This is a genomic window from Chryseobacterium sp. Leaf404, from assembly GCF_001424145.1.
GTDB lineage: Bacteria > Bacteroidota > Bacteroidia > Flavobacteriales > Weeksellaceae > Chryseobacterium.
In genome coordinates, this window is record NZ_LMQM01000001.1 from 368,580 (window position 1) to 390,006 (window position 21,427).

Consider the following 21,427-nt stretch of genomic DNA (forward strand, 5'->3'; position numbering starts at 1 on the left):
TCCCTGTTATTTGCACTATGCCCTGATGTTATTGTAATCAGTCAAAATTCTGCAGTTCAACAAGCTTATTGTACATTCCTTTTTTCTCCATCAGATCCTGATGATTTCCCTGCTCGATAATCTTTCCTTTCTCCATCACCACGATCCAGTCGGCCTTTTGAATGGTTGATAAACGGTGGGCAATAACGAGGGATGTACGGTTTTGCATCATCTTTTCTAACGCATCCTGCACAAATCTTTCGGATTCTGTATCTAAGGCTGAGGTGGCTTCATCCAAAATCATAATCGGTGGATTTTTGAGCACCGCCCTTGCGATGGAAATCCGCTGTTTCTGTCCGCCAGACAGCTTCCCTCCTGCTTCACCAATACTTGTATCATACTGGTTTGGCAAATCCATAATAAAATCGTGGGCATTGGCGATTTTTGCCGCTTCCTGCACTGCTTCAAGGCTTGCATTGGGCGTTCCCAGTGAAATATTATTTCGGATAGAATCGTTAAACAGGATATTATCCTGAGTAACCAGTCCGAAAAGCTTTCTGTAGTTGGAAAGTTTAATGTTTTTGATGTTTTCGCCATCCAGGAGTACTTCGCCGTTATTTACGTCGTAAAATCTGGTAATCAGGTTGGCAAGTGTACTTTTTCCACTTCCGCTCTGGCCTACCAAAGCAACAGTTTTTCCCTTCGGTATCGTCAACGAAAAATCTTTCAGAACATCTCTGTCTTCGTAACCGAACGTGATATTTTTAAATTCAACGTTTGAGGTAAAGCCGGTAATTTCTTTGGCATCTGTTTCTTCTTTTATAATGTAATCTGCATCAAGGATATCAAAGATTCTTTTCGCCGAAACTTCGCCTTTCTGAATATTAGATATTGCCGAAGATAAAGATTTCAATGGTTGTAAAATAGTATAAAACAAGGCTATATAGGTGATAAATTCACTTCCGGTAAGGCCTTCACCTTTAATGGCAAGACGGCCACCGAAATAGACAATCATCCCAATAGTGATGGCTCCTAAAAGCTCACTTACAGGCGATGCCAGTGCTTTTTTCTTGAATAATCTCAGTGAAAGAAATCTTATTTTATTTAAAACATCATCAAATCTTTTCTTGATTTGGGGTGAAGCATCAAAAATTTTAATAATCTTAAGGCCCACCAGTGTTTCATCAATAAATGAATACATTTTCCCAAGTTCCTGCTGTGCCTCACCGGTATCTTTCTTCAGACTTTTACCGATGATGGAAATTAAAGTTCCCATTACCGGAAACACAACAAGGGTGAAAATTGTAAGCTGAAAATTGGAGTACAGCAGATAAGACATTGTAATAATAATCACAATAGGGGATCTTATGATGTCTATTAAACTGTTCAGAATATTAGATTCTACCTCGCCCACGTCAGATGTAATTCTTGCAAAAACATCTCCTTTTCTGGAGTTTGTAAAAAATGAAACCGGAAGATCTAAAATTTTATCGTGGAGTTTTATTCTGAAATCTCTGGAAACACCGGTTCTTGAAAACGTTAGATAAAATTCTGACAGGTAACTGAAAATATTTCTGAGAAAAAACATTGAAATAAACAGCACACACGTAATCAGCAGAATGTATTCTGCGCCCTTTTCGATCTCGAGTTGCTGTATAAAATAATTAAAACTGTCTTTTAAATAAGATCCTGCAGATTCTATACCTTCGTAAACAGGCTTTGCCTCTACCTTCTGCCCTTCTTTATCAAATAGAATATTCAGCACCGGCATGAAGAAGAGCATGGCAACAATGTTGAAAATGGCGTAGAGAATGTTGAAAAAAATACCTGCTGCAATAGATTTTTTATAAGGAAGAATGTTGTCTATTGCCCTTTTATAATAATTCATTAAATATTAAGATTAATCCACAAAAATACGGAATTTATATAGAAGACGTTTTTAGTTTAACTTTACTTTATCATTATACTTCGGGCTGAAGTTTTTCGGAGACAGTTTTTCAACCGTTTTAGCAAAATTATTGATCATTTCGGTCATATTTTCGACGTTTACTACAGAGATATCATCGTTCACCCCGTGGTAGTGTTTTATTTTAGACATATCCGCTGTTGAAAAGGAATGTGCAATAATATTTTTCTTTGCAAAACTCACATTATCACTTCTGTAAAACAGCTGCTGCTGCACATAAGGATCAGGATAGATTTTGAGCGAACCTACTGCATTTCTGTTGAATAGTTCATCCAGATCAGAAAAACCGTCACCTGTCATAAACATTGCATTTTTACCAAACTCAGATTCTGTAGCAATCATTTCAAAATTGAAAAGTGCAGTAAGATTTTTATTAATCTTTTCCATTCCTGTATCTGCAGAAAGCGCTGTTGACCCTAAGAGACCAGCCTCTTCTCCATTAAAAGCCATAAAAACCATCGAAAACTGTGGCTTTTTATCTTTAAAATATTCTGCAACTCCTGCCAATGCCGTAATTCCGCTGGCGTCATCATCTGCTCCGTTGTAGATATTATCGCCTTTATCGGTATTGGTTCCGATGTGATCAAAATGACCCGAAAAACCAAGCATTTTTTCTGAAACCCCTTTTTTAATTCCGCAAACATTATAGACTGTTTTGCCCTTGTACTGAAATGGAACGAGGTAAGAATCACCAACGCAGTAATCAAGTTTATTTTCTTTAAAAAGTTCTGCAATATATTCTGCTGCATTTTGATTTTCGGGCGTTCCAATGAGGCGTCCTTTCATTTCGTCAGAGGCCAGGGTACTGATAATGGCTTTCACAGATTCGTGACTTACAGTCTGTGCAAAACTGAATGCCGAAAAAAACGACAGAGCTAAAACTGATAATTTTTTCATAATACTGTTTATGGGGATATTAGACGCAAGATAAAATGTTTTGTTTCAATTTTAAGAATCTTTATTAATTTTAACCAAAATTTTAGCATAAAAAAACAGCCTTCCAAAAGGAAAGCTGTTCTCACTCAAAAAATCATTGTCTGGTTAACGCAGTCTGTCTACAGATTTCACGAGCCTCTCGTCTTTTTTGATGTAAATGTTGGCAATAGCCAGACAGATTACAGCAATGAACGGGAAAATCGGCTCAATACCCTTCTCAGGAAAATCTATTCCTCCGGGTAAACTTAGCAGCCAGTACAGCAATACACCAATCAACAAAGCGTTTATAACGATGCTGATGTTGTTCAGCATAATTTGTCTCGGTCTGTTTTTAAAGCTGAAAATACTCAGAGCACCCACTACAATTAAAATTGCAGATGCCGTTTTTATTAATGGAAATGTTCGGGAAACCTCTACATCCTGACCTGTAATAAATAAAAAAACAGGTGCTATGGTAGCAAGTAATATCCAGATGGTCTGTATTCTCTGTAGCATAAACTTTAAAATCAGGGCAAAAATAACATAAATTTTGCACAATTCAAAAATAAGTGTAGATTTGCAACATACAATTACCCTTGAAAACCAAAGTCACCGGACTTACTTTTCTTACTTACAATAATTTACATTTTTTCATAGCATATGTTTAACATAGAAACGTTAAGGTCAAAATCCGTAACGGAGTTGGCTAAAATTCTAAAAGATTTAGGCGTTAAAGTTGCAAGAAACAGCACAGATAATGATAAAATCTTTGCAGTACTCGACTTTCAGGCATCAAATCCCAAAGTGGCTAAAGATTATTTCAACACCACCAACGATAATACTACAGACAGTACCTCTATACAAAGTACACCAGCAGAAACTGCAGATGCAGCCGCAGAAAAGCCAGTAAAAGCTCCCGCCAAAAAGCCTGCAGCAAAAAAAACTCCCGCTAAGCCTAAAACACCCATAGCTGCCAAAGCAGATTCTGAGAAAGTGGAAGAAGAAACAAAAGTGCGTACTGCCGAAGAGCCAGCGGCGCAAACTGCCCCAAGAGCTGAAGTTCCACAACAGGTAAATGCTCCTGAAGAACCAGCAAACAACCCGGCAAATAAGAAAAAAAGAAGGAGACTTCCTACCGAAAATAATGACTCTCAAAATGTTGAGAACACTCCGGAAGAAACCACAGAAGTTTCTCAGACAAAAACTCCTCAGCAGAACACGCAACAGCAACCGCAGGAGGAAAGACCAAAAAGACCTGTACACCCTCAACATTCTAAAGGGCAAAATCAGCAAAGGAATCAAAATCCTAATCAGCAGCAGAATCAAGGTCAAAACTCAAATCAGCAGCAGCAAAACCAGAATCAGAATAATCAGCATCACAACAGAAATCAGGAAAGACCTGAAGAAGTTGTGGAGCAGAAAAAAGAATTCAGTTTTGACGGGATGGTAAGCATCGAAGGCGTTTTGGAAATTCTGCCAGACAACTATGGATTTTTACGTTCAGCAGATTTCTCTTACATTTCTTCACCGGATGATGTGTATGTTTCTACAGCACAGATCAGAAATTTCGGTCTTAAAACAGGTGACAACGTAAAAGGTATCGTGAGATTACCTAAAGAAGGTGAAAAATACTTTTCTCTTTTAAAACCTACAGAAGTTAACGGTAGAGATTTGGCATTCATTAAAGACCGTGTGTCCTTTGAATACCTTACGCCGCTTTTCCCTGAAGAAAAATTTAATTTAGCAGGAAAAGGTGCTACCATCTCCACAAGGATTGTAGATCTTTTTGCACCTATCGGTAAAGGACAGAGAGCCATGATTGTTGCCCAGCCAAAAACGGGTAAAACAATGTTGCTGAAAGACATTGCCAATTCAATTGCAGACAATCACCCGGAAGTTTATATGATGGTACTTTTGATAGACGAACGTCCGGAAGAAGTTACAGATATGGAAAGAAGTGTGAATGCGGAAGTAATCGCCTCTACATTTGACGAAGCGGCAGACAAACACGTGAAAGTGGCCAATTTGGTTTTAGCGAAAGCTCAGAGAATGGTAGAATGCGGTCATGATGTTGTGATTCTTTTAGATTCGATTACCAGATTAGCAAGAGCTTACAATACCGTAACCCCAGCTTCAGGAAAGGTGCTTTCCGGAGGTGTAGACGCCAATGCACTTCACAAGCCGAAAAGATTCTTCGGTGCTGCAAGAAAGATTGAGGGAGGAGGTTCTTTAACGATTATCGCTACAGCTTTGATTGATACAGGTTCTAAAATGGATGAAGTAATCTTTGAAGAATTTAAAGGTACAGGAAACATGGAGCTTCAGTTAGACAGAAAAATTGCCAACAGAAGAATTTATCCCGCGATTGATTTGGTGGCATCAAGCACCCGTCGTGATGATCTTCTTTTAGACGAAAACACTTCGCAGAGAATGTGGATCTTCAGAAAATTCCTTTCTGAAATGAATCCTGTGGAAGCGATGGATTTTGTGAATAAAAACATTAAAGGAACGATCAGCAATGAAGAATTCCTGATGTCGATGAACAGATAAATTTCAGTTTAAAAAATATTTAAAGCGCATACTCAAAAAGTTTGTGCTTTTTTTATCTCCACAAGTCAAATCATCAATGTTAAAGATTTATTAAAATAATCCGTAATTTTTGATAATGGCTTAAATATTGGCTAAATTTGGTTAATAACATTAAAAAATATAATTATGTCATTTGAATTACCACAATTAGGTTATGCTTACGATGCTTTAGAGCCAACTATTGATGCAAAAACAATGGAGATTCACCACTCTAAGCACCACCAGGCGTATATCGACAATTTAAATAAAGCAATTGAAGGAACTGAACTTGCAGACAAATCTATCGAAGAAATCTGCAAAACAGGAACAGACAAACCTGCAGTACGAAATAACGGAGGTGGACATTTTAACCACTCTCTATTCTGGGAAATTCTTACTCCTGGCGGAAGCAATGAGCCTGTAGGATTGGTAAGAAACGCAATTGAAAACTATGGTGGATTAGAAAAATTTAAAACTGATTTTTCTGAAGCTGCTAAAACAAGATTCGGATCTGGATGGGCTTGGTTGGTTAAGAATGAAGACGGTTCTGTTTCTGTAACTTCTACTCCAAATCAGGATAACCCATTGATGCCGGTTGCAGACATTAAAGGAACTCCCGTTTTAGGATTAGATGTTTGGGAGCACGCTTATTATTTAAACTACCAGAACAGAAGACCTGATTACGTTGCAGCGTTTTTCTCTGTTGTAAATTGGGATAAAGTAGAAGAATTATTCAATAAATAATCTTCAACTACTCATAAAAAAAGGTTCAGAAATAATTTTCTGAACCTTTTATTTTAAAATTTTCATTTTATCACCAAATTAATCTCAACTTTAAATAAGAATTATTTTAAGCTAAAAGCAAGATGCTACAGATTTTAAGCCTTATTCAGCCATTCTGATTTTGAAAGATAATTCTGATCAGGATAATAAATAAAAAGAAGATTTCTTCCTTTGATCGTATTGATGATCGGCTGAGTCAAATCTCTCGGAACCGCAGGGCAACCCCAGCTCCTACCAATTCTTTTGTGCGCTGCAGCAAAATCTTCACTTACATAATCTGCTCCGTGCATCACAATGGCTCTTCTGTAAGCCGCATCATTAAAGCCTTTATCCATTCCTAAAAGCTTCAAAGAATATCCGTTTCCACCGTTGTAAGTGGCATCAGTGATATAAAAACCCATGCTGCTTTGTAAAGAACTGTCGGTATTTGAAAAATTAGTGGCAAATTCTTCGCCAGTGTTTTTTCCGTGGGCTACCAGAGAATTAAACAGCACTTTCTTATCGTTCAGATCAATCACCCAAAGCCTTTTGCTATTGGATGACATAGAAAAATCGCAAACAGTAAGAAAATGTGAATTTTCATCAAGTAGACCCGCTTTTTTCATATTTTCAAAACCCGTCAGCGCTTTGGAGAACACTTCAAAATTCAATTCATGTTCGGGCGCGAAAGCAATAGATTTGTAAAGTTTTTCGGAAGTTGATGTTTCAGCTTTTTCTGATGATTTCAGATTAACAATCTTTTCAGATTTGTTTTCTTCACTCATTTTAAAATTTTCTTTTTTATCTGTTGGAGAAAGATAAAACGAGGTCGTCACTACATACACTACACTTAATACACTATACAATAACTTCATTCAATATTATGTTAAATTATAATTAGGACTACAAAATTATAAAAACATAATTATCAAATACTTAAGATTGGAATAGTTTAACTCAATTTAAGAAATATTAACAACCGGAAAAAGTGAATTATTTTCCAGATTCTGAATCACCTACAAACTCCAGACTTACAGAGTTCATGCAGTATCGCGTACCTGTGGGAGCCGGCCCGTCATTGAAAACATGACCCAAATGAGAATCACAACGTTTGCAAACAACTTCTATTCTTTCCATACCGTGAGAAGAATCGCGATTATATTTTACTCCATTTTTATCAGCTTCAAAAAAACTTGGCCATCCGCAGCTGCTCATAAATTTCTGGTTGGAACGGAAAAGATGATTCCCACAAACAGCACAGTAATATTCTCCGAGCTCATCAAACTCATTGTATTTTCCTGTAAAAGGTCTTTCTGTGGCGGCTTCACGGGCAATTGCATACAAATCCGGTGCGAGAATTTTCCTCCATTCATCATTGGAAATATTCAGTTTTTCAGTTTCTGTTCTTGAGTAATATGGATTGTTTTTTGCTTGGTCTTGCATAAGATTTAATTTAATATTAGTAACGCAAATATTTAACAATAAAAGTCACAAAAGTCTTTTTTTCTAAGTGTGATGTTGTGATGATTCGATTTTAAAGTTCAACAAATGTAAAAGTTAAAATTGATAATTCTGAACAAATTTTCACCTAAAAATGAAGTCCGAAGTATTAAGATTTAAACATTAAATTATGTAAAGACTTATTTGCTTATTCAGCCTCAACGCTTTAACTTAAAACCAAAACAAAACCTTTTGTGACTTTTGTGGTAAAATACAATACCAAATTTACTAAATTTGAGGATATGAATGATGAACTAAAAAGAAAACAACTCAATAAATACAAGGCTTTTGCCACAGGACTTTTTGTTTTGATGGCAGTCATCTTTATTTTCACCACGATTTTACAGAAAACCCACGATTCTCATTGGATAGGCTACGTTCGTGCTTTTTCTGAAGCAGCGATGGTGGGCGCTTTGGCAGACTGGTTTGCAGTGACTGCCCTTTTCCGTCATCCGCTCGGGTTGCCGATTCCGCATACAAATCTGATTGAAAACAGTAAAGAAAAATTGGGCGATAATCTGGGAAGTTTTGTGGTTTCCAATTTCCTTTCGCCCCAGACCATTCGTCCTTATATTCAGAAAATTAAGATCTCAAATTTTGTAGGAGAATGGCTTACGAAAGATAGAAATCAGGAAGCTTTAATTAAAAATCTTTCGGATATTATTATGGATATTTTGAATAAATTGAATGATGCTGAAGTCAGCCGTTTTATCATTAAAAAAGTAAGCGAAATGACGGATGATATTCAATTGAATAAAATTTTAGGAAACGGAATTATTTATCTTTTAGACAAAAATGATCATCAGAAAATTGTGACCAACCTCTCAAAACAGATCAAAGAATATTTGATTGAAAATGATGAGATGATTAAAGAAAGGGTGAAAAAAGGAAGCTACACTTTCATCCCTTCGTTTGTAGATAAGAAGATCGCCGAGAAAATTGCAAGCGGGCTTTCAGATTTTTTCCTTGAAATAGAGCAAGATACGAATCACGAAATCAGAACTTTAATTACAGAAAAAATCTATGAATTTTCAAATGATTTAAAAGAAGATCCAAAGTGGATTGATGAGTTTAAAAGCATTAAAAATAACTTTCTCAGTACTGAAAAACTTGATGAATATTCCAACGACATCTGGGTTTCCATCAAAAAAACGTTGACTACAGAACTTCAGGAAGAAGATTCTTCATTAAAAAAATACATCACCAAAAACCTTAACGAGTTTTCTGAAAACTTAAAAACCGACGAAAAACTTCAGAACAAAATTGATAATTGGGTACGGGTAACGGCATACAAATATATTCTGAAAAACACGCATCAAGCCGGAAACCTCATCAGCTCAACTGTCGGAAATTGGCAGGGCAAAGAACTGAGTGAAAAACTTGAATTGGAAGTTGGTAAAGACCTGCAATTTATTCGTGTGAACGGAACTTTGGTTGGTGGATTGGTAGGATTGATTATTTATACGATTTCGCATTTTTTTATTTAAAATTCTCTCGCAGATCGAGCAAATTTTGCAGATTAAAATCAGTTTAATTTTGCCTTAACAATGAAAAAAAAACAAAACCTCATCGATTTTGCTTTCATACTTTTTAATATTTTATTTATCTGGAAATTCTACTGGCTCTCGTCAAAATTTCTTTGTTAATATCGTTAATCAATTGTGGACCTTCGTAAATAAATCCTGTATACAACTGAACTAAGCTTGCGCCTGCGTCCAGTTTTTCAATCGCATCTTTTGCAGAGTGAATTCCGCCCACTCCGATGATTGGGAAAGCACGGTTGCTTTTATCCGATAGATATTTAATCATCGCTGTACTTCTTTCTCGAATTGGTTTTCCGCTCAAACCACCGTTTCCTATTTCTGCTAAAGTTTCTGCGGACGTTTTCAAACCCTCTCTGTTGACTGATGTATTTGAAACCACAATTCCATCGATTTTTGTGTCTGCAATCAGTTCGATAATTTCGTCAAGCTGTTGATTATTTAAATCCGGAGCGATTTTCAGAAGAATTGGTTTTTGAGTAGGCTTTGTCTGATTGATTTTCTTTACTTCAGTGATTAATTCACGCAGATACTCCACATCTTCCAGTTTTGCGTGGCTGCCAACGTTGGGACAACTCACATTCAGCACAAAATAATCTACGTAAGGATGAAGACCTTCGAAGCAGTCGAGATAATCCTGAGTGTATTTTTCGGGAGTTGTATTGGTGTTTTTTCCGATGTTTCCACCGATGATGATTTTTCCTTTGTTGCCTTTCAGTTTTTCAACTGCTGCCTGCAAACCATCATTATTGAAACCCATTCTATTGATGATTCCACCATCTTCGATGAGACGGAATAGTCTTTTCTTAGGATTTCCAGTCTGTGCTTTTGGTGTTACTGTTCCAATCTCTACAAATCCGAAACCTAAATCGCCTAGCTCATTGAATAAAACTGCATTCTTATCAAAACCAGCCGCCAATCCAACCGGATTTTTAAATTTCAATCCAAAAACTTCTCTTTCAAGACGTTTATCCGCGATAGGTTTTGGGAGGAATAATTTGGTAAGAAATCCGAAATTTTTAAGCATCGAAAAAGTAAAGTGGTGTACTTCTTCGGGATCAAATTTGAAAAGAATCGGGCGAATGAGCGATTTGTACATTGAAAAAAAGTTTTACAAAAATAATCATTTTAAAATTAACGTATTATTGATGTAGGATACTTTTTTTCGAATATGAATTTTACGAATTTTTTTACGAGTTATGGAAAACTGCACTATCTGTAAAATTTGCATGAGAATCTATCGCAAAGCTCATTATCAAACTTTTTATTTTAAGAGGTAAAGGCTAATAAAATTTGCTTCACGAAGCGTGAATGTTAGCTTGCTGATCAACTTGCTGATCATTCTTTGCTCCTTGAGGTTGTAAAAATGAATATAAAACTTTGCGTTAAAAAAGCTACTGCTGAAAATTCGTCACTTCGAGTAACGTAGCAAAGCGGAGTGTATCGAGAAGTTTGCGCGATGTTCTCGATACATTTTTCTCCATTTCATTACGAAAAACACTCGAACTGACGAAAATTTTGTTACAATTAAAGATATGCACTCAAATCGAGTTTCAGAATATCCCCTACTCTTTTGAAATCTTCGTCAACAGTTGCGTTTAAGGTGATTTTTTCGTTGGAAATCGGATGAGTGAAAGCCAACTGATGCGCGTGAAGCGTCATTTTGCTGATGCCAAATGTTTCAAGCCAGAGTTTGTTTTGTTTGTTGCAGCCGTGTTTCCTGCAGCCTAAAATGGGATGCAGAATATGTTTAAGATGCTTTCTTAACTGATGAAATCTGCCCGTCTCTGGAATTGCTTCTACCAAACAGTATCTTGAGGTCTGATGTTTTAGAAAAGGCAAATCTATTTCTGAAGTCTGTAACCGGCGATAATATGTAACCGCGCTCTGCTTAATTTCATTTTCATTCACCAAATCGTAATCGATGGTTTCTTCATCTTTCGTCCAGCCACGAAGAATGGCGATGTATCGCTTTTCAACCTTTTTCTCTTCAAACTGAGTGCTCATCTGTCGCAAAGTGTCTTTATCTAAAGTGAAAAGCAGAACTCCGGAAGTTTTTCTGTCTAAACGGTGAACAGGATACACTTTTTGTCCGATCTGTTTTCTCAGTTCCTGAATCGCGTAAGTGTCTGCCTCTCCGGAATAGAAAGATTTATGAACCAAGAGTCCGCTGGGTTTGTTGATGGCAATAAGATGTTCGTCGCGATACAGAATTTCTAACATTCCGCAAAACTAAGGATAAATTAGTTTTACAACTCTCTTTTAAAAGTATAAATAACACCATAAAAGGTTCCTCCGTAATCCCTGCTTTCTGCGACCACCAATTCCCAGCCTTCACTTCCGTGTTGATTTAAAATTTTATCAATTTCAACAGGATCATATTTGGTTCCCCAAAACCCCTTCGGTTCAATAATAACTGTTTTGTACTCGAATCTTTTTTTCATAATACATTTCTATTTTAATCTAATTTAAAATAATTTTTTGAAATTGAGATATAAACCTAACGGGTTTTTGAAACCTGTTAGATTTTGTATTTTTATTCATAAGTTTAAGAGTGTAACTACTTATTTAGTTAAATCCTCCTATTCTTTAAACACTTCTCAGATTCTACACTAAAAGCTTTTTCATAACTCAAAACAGAAGAATTACAAATCTCCATCAGATGATAAAAATTAACATCTTATCATTACTGATAATTGATTATTTTATTTATCATTGCAAAAAAATAAAATTATGAAAAACTTCAGTTTAATATTATTTGCATTGCTGTTGTCATCGAATCTTTTTTCCCAAACGACAGATACTTTGAGTTTAGGCAAAACAGGCAGAGAATTTTTCATCAAGGGAAACCAGAAATATAAGGCATCGGAATACAAAACTGTTTTTACAAATCAGGAAGCGTTGGCTTACATAAAAAAATCACGTACCAACAATGCTGTTTCTCAGGTTTTTGGAGTGATGGGCGGCGGATTAGTCGGATGGGGACTGGCTACGGCGATCAGCGGAAAAAAAACTGTGCAAAACGGTGTGGTTATTAAAGAACAGGCAAAAGGCGGCTGGGGATTAGTGGGTGCCGGCGTTGGATTAATTGGTATTGCCATTCCATTTGCGATTGGTTCTTCTAAAAATCTTAAAAATGCAGTTAACACCCAGAATGAAGCTGACAGAAAAGGTAACGAATCTCAAAATACGCATGCCAGCAGATTTTACAAACTTGAGATTGGCGGAAACGGCGTCGGATTAAGTTATAATTTCTAAAAATAATGTAAAGCGTTTTTTTTAAAATGCTTTTTTTATTCCTTATTAAAATATTGCATGATCTAAACCTAACGGGGTTTTCGAAACCCGTTAGGTTTTTTTGTCTAAAACTGAAACCCGTTTTGTAATGACAACCAATACCAAACCTCATAGGTTTTAGAAACCTTTGAAGTTTTCTTTAGAAAAATTTCAGTTGTTTAAAAACGTAATTTTGTCTTTAGCCCTGATGGGAACGACATCCTTTTTTTTTTGCGGACGCAACAAAGCGGAGACCGCCACAAAAAAGATACAGTGGACAGCAGGTTCCCGGCTCCTACAAATCTGCAATGCAAAAACTTCCGCCATCCCGCTTCCCACTTCCCGCTTTTTCACTATTTTTGCACGTAAGACGAAAAATTTATGGCAAAGCAAGACGATGTTTTCAAGAAAGTGATCTCTCACGCTAAAGAATATGGGTTTATTTTCCCTTCGAGTGAGATCTATGATGGTTTATCTGCAGTTTACGACTACGGACAAAACGGTGCAGAACTGAAAAACAATATCAAACAGTACTGGTGGAAAGCGATGGTACAGCTGAACGAAAATATTGTGGGTATTGATTCGGCGATTCTGATGCACCCGACTACCTGGAAAGCTTCGGGCCACGTTGATGCTTTTAATGATCCTCTGATTGACAATAAAGATTCTAAAAAACGTTTCAGAGCAGATGTTTTGGTAGAAGATTACTGTGCAAAAATCGAGGATAAAGAAAATAAAGAAATTGAGAAAGCTGCCAAAAGATTTGGTGAGTCTTTCGATAAAGCTCAGTTTGAAGAGACGAATCCTAAAATTTTGGAATACCGTGCGAAAAGAGCTGAAATCCTTTCAAGATTGGCAAAATCTCTTGAAAATGAAGACCTTGCCGATGTAAAATCTTTAATTGAAGAACTGGAAATCGCTGACCCGGACACAGGTTCAAGAAACTGGACTGAGGTAAGACAATTTAACCTGATGTTTGGAACTAAACTGGGTGCTTCTGCAGATTCTGCGATGGATCTTTATTTAAGACCGGAAACGGCTCAGGGGATTTTCGTAAATTTCTTAAACGTACAGAAAACATCGCGTCACAGACTTCCGTTTGGTATTGCTCAAATCGGAAAAGCATTTAGAAATGAAATTGTTGCGAGACAGTTTATCTTTAGAATGCGTGAATTTGAACAGATGGAAATGCAGTTTTTCGTTGCTCCGGGAACCGAACTGGAATTCTACGAACAGTGGAAAACAAAACGTCTGAACTGGCACAGAGCGCTTGGTTTGGGTGATGAAAATTACAGATTCCACGACCATGAGAAACTGGCACATTATGCAAATGCTGCGGCGGATATTGAGTTTAATTTTCCGTTTGGTTTTAAGGAACTGGAAGGTATTCACTCGAGAACTGATTTCGACTTGAAAGCGCATGAGAAATTCTCAGGAAGAAAATTGCAGTTCTTCGATCCTGAGAGAAACGAAAACTACGTTCCTTACGTTGTTGAAACTTCAGTTGGTTTAGACAGATTATTCCTTTCTATTTTCTCGCATTGTTTAAAAGACGAGGTGTTGGAGGACGGTTCGGAAAGAACAGTTTTATCTTTACCTCCAGCGTTGGCTCCGGTAAAAGCAGCGATTCTTCCGTTGATGAAAAAAGATGGTTTGGCTGAATATGCAGAAAAAATCTTTGATGATTTGAAATATGATTTTAACTTGTTCTACGAAGAAAAAGATGCCATCGGAAAACGCTACAGAAGACAGGATGCCATCGGAACGCCTTACTGTATCACCATTGACCACGATTCTTTAACGGATCACACGGTAACCATCCGAGACAGAGACACGATGATTCAGGAAAGAGTTCCGGTTTCGGAATTACGAAGAATCATTGATGAGAAAACGAGTTTCAGAAATTTACTTTCTAAAATATAAATTGAAAGCCTTGAGAAATCAGGGCTTTTTTTTTGTTGGAATAAATATTCTTTTGTCTTGTAACAAAAGAAGCAAAAGTTCAAGACTTGAAAACTCCGGCTAAAATTTTAAACAATTTCCTAACGCCTACATTTTCTATGTCAGTTAAATTATTGTAGATCGTACTTTTATTTACAAAATATTTTAGGATAAGATTAAAACTAAACAAATCCTTTCCTTATTTTACTGAAAATTAATCAACAATAATTTAAGATAAAAATTTTTCCTCAATGTATTTGATATATCCTTGAATTCACTACTTTTGGATTTCAGATTTTTTAATATGAAGAAAATTTTTCTATACTTTTTTGGATTGGCAAATGCCCTTTGTTATGCACAGACTCAGGATTTGGCATCTCTTGCTTCCGGTGAACACTTAGGGATGAATGCCCTGTTTGACAGCAATGATAATCTATACGGTTACGTTTCTCTTTATTCTTACGGAAAATCTGGTGACAAAACAAAAAAATTCGAATATGTAGTTCTGGATAAAAATCTGAACCCTGTTGCCAACAAAGAATTTGAAGGCGATGTTACAGCGGGAAGTTATTTCGGTTACATCGATTTCCGCAACAGGATTATTCTCAAACCAAATTCTCTGGATCAATCTGTCTTGAAACTGAGTGAGTTTTTTACTCCGCGTTCCATGGAAATTGATCTGCAGACCAATACCGTGCAGCTGAAGAAATATTACGATTATGAAAACGGTGTTTTTAAAGAAATTAACCAGCCTAAAAACTGGAAAGACGCCCGTAAGGAAAACAGAGACGAGAAAAAAGAGAAAGGATACAATTATCAGTCATCTGTTGTAGAAATAAAGGAAGGCGGATTTATTGCAATTGAACTTAAAGATTTCGGAAAATACACCAGCGATAACGCACTCATCAAGTTTGACGAAAACAGAAAAGAGATCTGGAGATACAGCTACAACACAAGTGGCGATAAAAAAAATAACGAAAATATAAAGCTGCTGGATAAAGACGACCAGCATCTCTACTTTATTTTAGAAAAGAAAAATCCGGAAAAAAAATCTTTCTTTCTTTTGGTTCTGGATATTAAAACCGGGATAGAGGTTGCATCAAAACCTGTAACGGGATTATCTGATGACACTCTGGAACACATTACCTCATTTTCTTCTGCCACCAGAAATCTGGATAACGACAGGATTTTTGATGATAAAATAATGGTGATCGGAAGAAATTTTGAAAACAAACAGGGAACCGGCTTTGCAAGAATGATTGTTGACAAAAAAACTTTTGAGGTAGACACAAAAAGAATGATCTATTATACAGACATGGCTGCATTTCTCCCGAAAATTGATGAGTTTGGCTATGTAGAAAAAGGCTATCATCTTCAGCCCCGTGACGTTTTTTTTCTGAAAGACGGCAGTATGGGGATTCTCTTAGAAAAATACAAGATTGATTTTAATCTGGGCGTTGGCAAAACCACAGATTTGGTTTATCTTTTTACAGACAAAAATTTTAAGATAAAAGGAGTAAAAGTTTTCAGCAAAGAAAAATCTTTGTATGACAGTGATTATCTCTTTTCACAATATCTGAATGACGGTAATGATGTTGTATTTTTTTACAGAGATTACCAGAAAAACAAAGAGACGAAGCAGAAAAACTGGCAGCTTTTTATCAACACGCTGATGAGCGGAACTTTCAAACAGGAAGTTGTACCCATTTCTGAAAAAGATTCGTATACCGTAATTCCTTATGTGGGAAAAGAGGGATATATTTTGCTGCGTGAATTTAATGAAAAGGAGAAGTATAATAAAGTTAGGCTGGAGCGGCTGAACTATTAAAAAAAAGACCTTCAGGATTTATAAACTCTGAAGGTCTTTTTTTATTTCTGATAAAAATCTGCAATATTTTTAATTTCTTCCATACTCAGATTCCACATAAAGCTGAGAAACTGCTGATAGCTTTCGCTTTGGTTCTTAGACTCTACCCTGTCTAAATACCGGTTCAGTGTATAATTTTTTCTTGCCTTATAAATTTTAGAGAAGAATTTTCCCAGCCAGGATCTGTAAAATGTTTCCTCTTCAGAATCCTGCAAAAACTGCAGCGATGCATAAATGCCCAAACCGTAATCTTCAGAGTGATAGTAGTTGGGCAGAATTTCCATTTTTGCGGTCCTTGCGATGGAAATAAAATCTGAGTCTGTTTTTTCATCGGCAACAGAAGACTCCAGCTCAGGGAAATTTTTCTTCAGCATATTGATCCTCAACACCATTTCAGGATGGGTAGACAGAGAATCTTTATTCAGCTTTTCTTTGTAATGGTTGTAGTTGTACAGAGAAAAATCTTCTTTTGCCAGCCATTTTTTATTAAAAGCCTGATTGGGGAGACTGAAATATTTTTCATAAGTCTCAGTTTTAAGTTTTTTGGGAGATATCGTATCAAAATTCCTTAAAATATGAAGTGCATTTATAAATTCCGATGCTTTAAAATCACTGTTTCTGAAAATTGTATAACCAAGAGAATCTGCCTGCATTTCATTTTTCCGGTACTCTGAACCTTTTCTGTAAATTCTGTTTTTAAAAATTTCAAAAGCCTTCCTGTTGTGGTTTTCCGTATTCAATTTGATATCCTGAACTACCCTCTTATCGGTTTGGTTATGATCAATAATATCAACAAAAGTTTTCAGCGTATGCTCTTTAATCTTATGCCCCAACTCATGTGCTATAACTGCAGCTACCTGATCATCATTTTTGAGCCAGTTGAAAAGCCCCATGTTGATTACGAAAGTTCCGTCTGCATAACAGTAGGCATTGGGTGTATTGTCTCTGGCAATCAGAATTTTTAAGTTGGAAGGGATCTGACTGTTGTTTTTCCGTAATCCATTGATAAGACTGCTCACCTTTTCATTAAAAGCAGAGTTGAAAACAAAATCTTTATCTTTCACTTTGTCAGCAAAATCTTTCTCAAAATCTCTGTAGATTTTCGCAAGCTCTGTCCCCCGCTTTCCCGGATATTCTGCTTTATTTTTTTTAATCAGGCTCTCGGTATTGAGCGTAAAGTTTTTCAGAAATTCTTTCCGTTGCAGATAATCTGCCGTGTCAATCGTTTTGTACGTCTGCCCAAAACAAGTATAAATGCAGAAACAAGACACGATAAGCATTAGTTTTTTAATCATTGAATCATCACATATTCACAAAAATAAATCATTTAGTATCAATATTTCAAATTTAGTTTAAATTTGTTTCAAGATCATTTGATATGGCAATTTTCATTTATTTCATTGTATTCTTAACTGTATTCACAGCTGTTGTCTACATTTTAGATTACGGCTACCTCATCAACGGAATTTCTAAAACCTATTTTAAAGGAAAACTAAGTGCGCATATTGACGATGGTCAATTTTTCAGCAAAAATGTAATTGAAACTGCAACTCCAAAACCGTGGGAGAAAGCTGACAACTACAACAAAATTGATTTACCTAAAAATATAGTTGACGATCTAAATACAGGCAACACCGCTTCATTTTTAGTGATGAAAGACGGAAAACTGGTACACGAACAATACTGGAAGGGCTACAACAAAAATTCACTTACCAATTCATTTTCAATGGCTAAGGCAGTTACCGTGATGCTATTGGGAAAAGCTTTGGAGGAAGGAAAAATCAAAAACATCAACGATAAATTTTCTGATTATTTTGATGAATTTAAAAACAAACCATCCGCTGAAAATCTGACTTTAAAAAATCTTGCTCAAATGGAATCTGGTCTGGACTGGGAGGAAGATTACAAAAACCCCTTCCGGCCAAATGCCAAGGCTTATTACGGGAAAAGCCTTATTGATGCTACATTTAAAAGAAGATTTAAAGAAAAATCCGGGGAGAGGTTTGAGTATCAAAGTGGCTCAACTCAACTTCTGGGTTTTGCCATAAAGAAAGCTATTAATCAAACGCTGGCAAGCTATTTATCTGAAAAATTCTGGATTCCGCTGGGTATGGAGCAGGATGCCATCTGGAGCACAGATCAAAGCGGGATGGAAAAGACCTACTGCTGCATTCACGCCACTTCCAGAGATTTTGCAAAACTCGGACAGCTGTTTATAAATGACGGCGAGTTTGATGGCCAGCAATTATTGAATCTTGATTTCATCAACGAAATGAAAAATCCGACAAAAAAATCAAGTGAAATTTACGGAATGGGATTCTGGATCAATAATGACAACCCTATTAAACATTATTATTTTCTCGGGCTTCAGGGGCAGTACATCATCATGATCCCGGAGCACAAAATGGTGATTGTGAGAACGGGAAGCTACAATAATCTTCCTAAAACAGACAGAGGAAGACCAGATCAGGTGAGGTTTTTGGTGAATGAAACGGTGAAGCTGTTCGGTTGAAATTGAGGCTAAGGTTCAGGTTGAACAGATTATTTATAAATTTTAAGTATGGAAAAGTATAGTCCTTTAGTTGATGATTATATAGAGAAAGCTCCGGATTTTTCTAAACCGGTTTTAAATCACATTCGGGAAGTCGTTCATGAATGTTATCCTGAAATTGAAGAAGCCATTAAATGGAAGTTCCCGACTTTTATGTACAAAGGAAAAATTCTATGTTCGATGGTTTCATTCAGGCAGTATTGCAGCATGGGATTTTGGCTTCATGACAGCATGAAAACGCTCAAAAATCTGGATACGGATGTAGAAAAAACCAACATGTTCAGCCTGGGGAAGATTACCGGGTTAAAGGATGTTCCTTCAAAACCTCAGCTAAAGAAAATTATTTTGGAAGCCATGGAACTTACCGATATGGGCGTTAAACTAAGAAAAGCCGCGCCTTCAAAAAACGAAATTACAGTTCCTGAATATTTTCAAAATGTTTTAAATCAAAATAAAAAAGCTCTGGAAGTTTTTGAAAAAGCATCGCCTTCTTTCAGGAAAGAATATGCCACCTGGATTGTGGATGCTAAAACTGAAACAACGAGAAACAAACGCATCGACCAAGCTTTGGAATGGATTTCTGAGGGTAAAGGGAGGAATTGGAAGTATGAGAAAAAGTGAGTTAGATTGATGGAAGCGGGAAGTTGGGAGTGGGAAGACGAGATATATCTTTTAACATTTAATTTTTGTTGATTCTGTATTCCTTTATATTATTCACTAAAAGTTCATAAAGATCTTTGTGTCTTATCTTTAAGGAATGAGCTGAAATAGCAATAGGAGATCCATACCATTTATAGTTAATAGCCATACTTTTTCTTGTAAATCTGTTTTTGGCTCTATCTAAATAATCCTGAGGATTGTTTACTCTGATAACAATAAATTTGTTACTATTAATCGAAACCACTGCTACTTCTTCAATGTCAACCCATGGTATTAAACCGATTGACTGACCGCTTGAATTATCAAAAATACCCTTCTCATTCAATACTATTCCCGGTTTTTTATCAAACAACTTTTTCAGACCAAAAGCGAAGCATATTCCAAAAAACAAAACAGAAAGTAATCCTATAAAAAATAAAAATGTTGGATTATAAAAAAAAGATTGCCTTCCGGAACGGCTGGTTTCCGGAGGATTTATCATAAACCAGAGACCTATAGTAACAAACATTAAAGCGCCAATTATAAGAAAGATTATCTTTGTTTTACTTAATTGTATTTCTATCTGGCTATCCATTCTACTCGTAAAAAGTTGCTTTATAATCTGTTCAAAAATACTAAAATTATCACAAAAAAAAGCTTCCAAAAATTCGGAAGCTCAGTTTATATTCGAAAAGAAGAATTTTAATAATTATCTTCTTCACCTTTCATTTTTTCTGCATTTTCGGCCATGATTACGGCATCGATCATTTCGCCGATGTCGCCATTCATGTAAGCATCAAGATTGTACATAGATTTACCAATTCTGTGGTCTGTAACTCTTCCCTGAGGATAATTGTATGTTTTAATTTTCGCAGAACGGTCTCCGGTAGAAACCATCGATTTTCTCTGTGCAGCAATGTCTCCCACCGCTTTCTGAACTTCAATATCGTATAATTTGGTTCTCAACATTTCCATCGCCAGTTCACGGTTGGCCAGCTGTGAACGTGCCTGCTGACAAACTACCACCATTCCTGAAGGTTTGTGGGTAAGCTGTACTTTGGTTTCAACCTTGTTTACGTTTTGTCCACCTGCTCCTCCTGAACGGGAAGTCTGCATTTCGATATCGGCAGGATTCAGTTCAAAATCAATTTCCTCAGCTTCTGGCAAAACCGCAACTGTAATTGCTGAAGTGTGAACTCTTCCCTGAGATTCTGTTTCAGGAACACGCTGAACGCGGTGAACGCCGGATTCAAATTTCATAATCCCGTAAACGCCGTCGCCTTCAATTCTTAGGATTAATTCTTTATATCCTTTTGCTGCCTCGCTTGAATCTGTGATTTCATGCTTCCAGCCTTTTGTTTTGAAGTACATAGAATAGGCTCTGTAAACATCTTCCACAAAGATTGCTGCCTCATCACCACCTGTTCCTGCACGAAGTTCTACAATAACGTTTTTATCGTCTGCAGGATCTTTAGGAATCAAAAGTACTTTCAACTCTTCTTCCAAACCCGGAAGTTTCTGCTGAGCTTCCACTTTCTCTTCTTTAGCCATTTCCACAAGATCTCTGTCTGATCCATCTGCGATGATTTCTTCAGATTCTGCGATGTTGTCTAAGGCTCCTTTATATTGGTTATAAACGTGTACAATTTTCCCTAAATCGCTGTATTCTTTGTTTAAAGAAGAATATCTTTTCTGGTCTGAAATGACATCAGGCTGAATAATAAGATCGGCAACCTCATTATATCTCTGTTTTATCGCTTCTAATTTTGGAATTAATGATTTAGACATATTAAAAATTTAGGTGGCAAAGATACGGATTTGACAATGAACAACAAAAGACCATTTTGAATGCGCTTAAAGTTTATTGTAAACCACAAAAGTCACAAAAGTTAAAAGGAAATTTATGACTTGATTAAAGTTCA

Annotated in this window: 19 protein-coding genes; 8 read left to right on the forward strand and 11 right to left on the reverse strand. The window is 36.4% G+C overall.

Translation table 11 applies throughout. The features are described from left to right. Window positions 1-37: 37 nt before the first annotated feature. The 3 genes from ASG31_RS01720 to ASG31_RS01730 all read right to left on the reverse strand — a co-directional run bounded on the left by ASG31_RS01720 (window position 38) and on the right by ASG31_RS01730 (window position 3,376). Window positions 38-1,867 carry an ABC transporter ATP-binding protein gene (locus ASG31_RS01720; protein WP_056027220.1) on the reverse strand — a complete coding sequence of 610 codons (1,830 nt, stop codon included), beginning with the start codon at window positions 1,865-1,867 and terminating at the stop codon, window positions 38-40. A gap of 51 nt (window positions 1,868-1,918) precedes the next feature. Continuing rightward, on the reverse strand, window positions 1,919-2,842 hold the full coding sequence (locus ASG31_RS01725; protein WP_056027222.1) for a M28 family peptidase: 924 nt from the start codon (window positions 2,840-2,842) through the stop codon (window positions 1,919-1,921). 144 nt (window positions 2,843-2,986) lie between these two features. Beyond that, on the reverse strand, window positions 2,987-3,376 hold the full coding sequence (locus ASG31_RS01730) for a DUF4293 family protein (RefSeq protein ID WP_056027225.1): 390 nt from the start codon (window positions 3,374-3,376) through the stop codon (window positions 2,987-2,989). 144 nt (window positions 3,377-3,520) lie between these two features. Here ASG31_RS01730 and rho point away from each other — a divergent pair, with 144 nt between their 5' ends. After that, on the forward strand, window positions 3,521-5,410 hold the full coding sequence (gene rho, locus ASG31_RS01735; RefSeq protein WP_056027228.1) for a transcription termination factor Rho: 1,890 nt from the start codon (window positions 3,521-3,523) through the stop codon (window positions 5,408-5,410). Between the two features lie 165 nt (window positions 5,411-5,575). Continuing rightward, window positions 5,576-6,172 (forward strand): superoxide dismutase, encoded by a 597-nt coding sequence (locus ASG31_RS01740; protein ID WP_056027230.1) that lies wholly within the window; start codon window positions 5,576-5,578, stop codon window positions 6,170-6,172. A gap of 134 nt (window positions 6,173-6,306) precedes the next feature. Here ASG31_RS01740 and ASG31_RS01745 read toward each other — a convergent pair whose 3' ends face one another. Together ASG31_RS01745 and msrB are read right to left on the reverse strand one after the other, a co-directional pair. Beyond that, window positions 6,307-7,065 (reverse strand): murein L,D-transpeptidase catalytic domain family protein, encoded by a 759-nt coding sequence (locus ASG31_RS01745; protein WP_056027233.1) that lies wholly within the window; start codon window positions 7,063-7,065, stop codon window positions 6,307-6,309. Between the two features lie 118 nt (window positions 7,066-7,183). Beyond that, window positions 7,184-7,633 carry a peptide-methionine (R)-S-oxide reductase MsrB gene (gene msrB, locus ASG31_RS01750; RefSeq protein WP_082504406.1) on the reverse strand — a complete coding sequence of 150 codons (450 nt, stop codon included), beginning with the start codon at window positions 7,631-7,633 and terminating at the stop codon, window positions 7,184-7,186. Between the two features lie 299 nt (window positions 7,634-7,932). On the opposite strand from msrB, the gene ASG31_RS01755 reads away from it, so the two are divergent. After that, window positions 7,933-9,177: a DUF445 domain-containing protein gene (locus tag ASG31_RS01755; RefSeq protein ID WP_056028035.1), complete on the forward strand. Its 1,245-nt coding sequence runs from the start codon at window positions 7,933-7,935 to the stop codon at window positions 9,175-9,177. 115 nt (window positions 9,178-9,292) lie between these two features. Here ASG31_RS01755 and ASG31_RS01760 read toward each other — a convergent pair whose 3' ends face one another. From ASG31_RS01760 to ASG31_RS01770, 3 genes are all read right to left on the reverse strand, one after another. Beyond that, window positions 9,293-10,330 carry a quinone-dependent dihydroorotate dehydrogenase gene (locus ASG31_RS01760; protein WP_056027239.1) on the reverse strand — a complete coding sequence of 346 codons (1,038 nt, stop codon included), beginning with the start codon at window positions 10,328-10,330 and terminating at the stop codon, window positions 9,293-9,295. Window positions 10,331-10,758: 428 nt separating this feature from the next. Beyond that, window positions 10,759-11,454, reverse strand: coding sequence for a pseudouridine synthase (locus ASG31_RS01765; protein ID WP_056027242.1), 696 nt, complete (start codon window positions 11,452-11,454; stop codon window positions 10,759-10,761). A 26-nt stretch (window positions 11,455-11,480) separates the two neighbouring features. Beyond that, entirely contained in the window at window positions 11,481-11,675 is a 195-nt protein-coding gene (locus tag ASG31_RS01770) for a DUF4177 domain-containing protein (RefSeq protein WP_056027245.1), read from the reverse strand. Between the two features lie 289 nt (window positions 11,676-11,964). Between ASG31_RS01770 and ASG31_RS01775 the strand changes: the two genes are divergently transcribed. From ASG31_RS01775 to ASG31_RS01790, 3 genes are all read left to right on the forward strand, one after another. Beyond that, window positions 11,965-12,489, forward strand: coding sequence for a hypothetical protein (locus tag ASG31_RS01775; RefSeq protein ID WP_056027248.1), 525 nt, complete (start codon window positions 11,965-11,967; stop codon window positions 12,487-12,489). A gap of 399 nt (window positions 12,490-12,888) precedes the next feature. Then, window positions 12,889-14,430: a glycine--tRNA ligase gene (locus ASG31_RS01785; RefSeq protein ID WP_056027254.1), complete on the forward strand. Its 1,542-nt coding sequence runs from the start codon at window positions 12,889-12,891 to the stop codon at window positions 14,428-14,430. A 322-nt stretch (window positions 14,431-14,752) separates the two neighbouring features. Next, on the forward strand, window positions 14,753-16,276 hold the full coding sequence (locus ASG31_RS01790) for a hypothetical protein (RefSeq protein ID WP_056027257.1): 1,524 nt from the start codon (window positions 14,753-14,755) through the stop codon (window positions 16,274-16,276). A 41-nt stretch (window positions 16,277-16,317) separates the two neighbouring features. On the opposite strand, the gene ASG31_RS01795 is transcribed toward ASG31_RS01790, so the two are convergent. Further along, on the reverse strand, window positions 16,318-17,610 hold the full coding sequence (locus ASG31_RS01795) for a M48 family metalloprotease (RefSeq protein ID WP_056027260.1): 1,293 nt from the start codon (window positions 17,608-17,610) through the stop codon (window positions 16,318-16,320). An 83-nt stretch (window positions 17,611-17,693) separates the two neighbouring features. On the opposite strand from ASG31_RS01795, the gene ASG31_RS01800 reads away from it, so the two are divergent. Then, a complete protein-coding gene (locus ASG31_RS01800) occupies window positions 17,694-18,827 on the forward strand; it encodes a serine hydrolase domain-containing protein (protein ID WP_056027263.1) in 1,134 nt (377 codons plus the stop codon). 48 nt (window positions 18,828-18,875) lie between these two features. Beyond that, window positions 18,876-19,487, forward strand: a complete 612-nt coding sequence (locus ASG31_RS01805; protein ID WP_056027266.1) for a YdeI/OmpD-associated family protein — start codon at window positions 18,876-18,878, stop codon at window positions 19,485-19,487. Between the two features lie 58 nt (window positions 19,488-19,545). On the opposite strand, the gene ASG31_RS01810 is transcribed toward ASG31_RS01805, so the two are convergent. Further along, entirely contained in the window at window positions 19,546-20,169 is a 624-nt protein-coding gene (locus ASG31_RS01810) for an STM3941 family protein (RefSeq protein ID WP_185113187.1), read from the reverse strand. 38 nt (window positions 20,170-20,207) lie between these two features. Further along, window positions 20,208-21,293, reverse strand: a complete 1,086-nt coding sequence (gene prfA / locus ASG31_RS01815) for a peptide chain release factor 1 (RefSeq protein ID WP_056027271.1) — start codon at window positions 21,291-21,293, stop codon at window positions 20,208-20,210. Window positions 21,294-21,427: the final 134 nt, after the last annotated feature.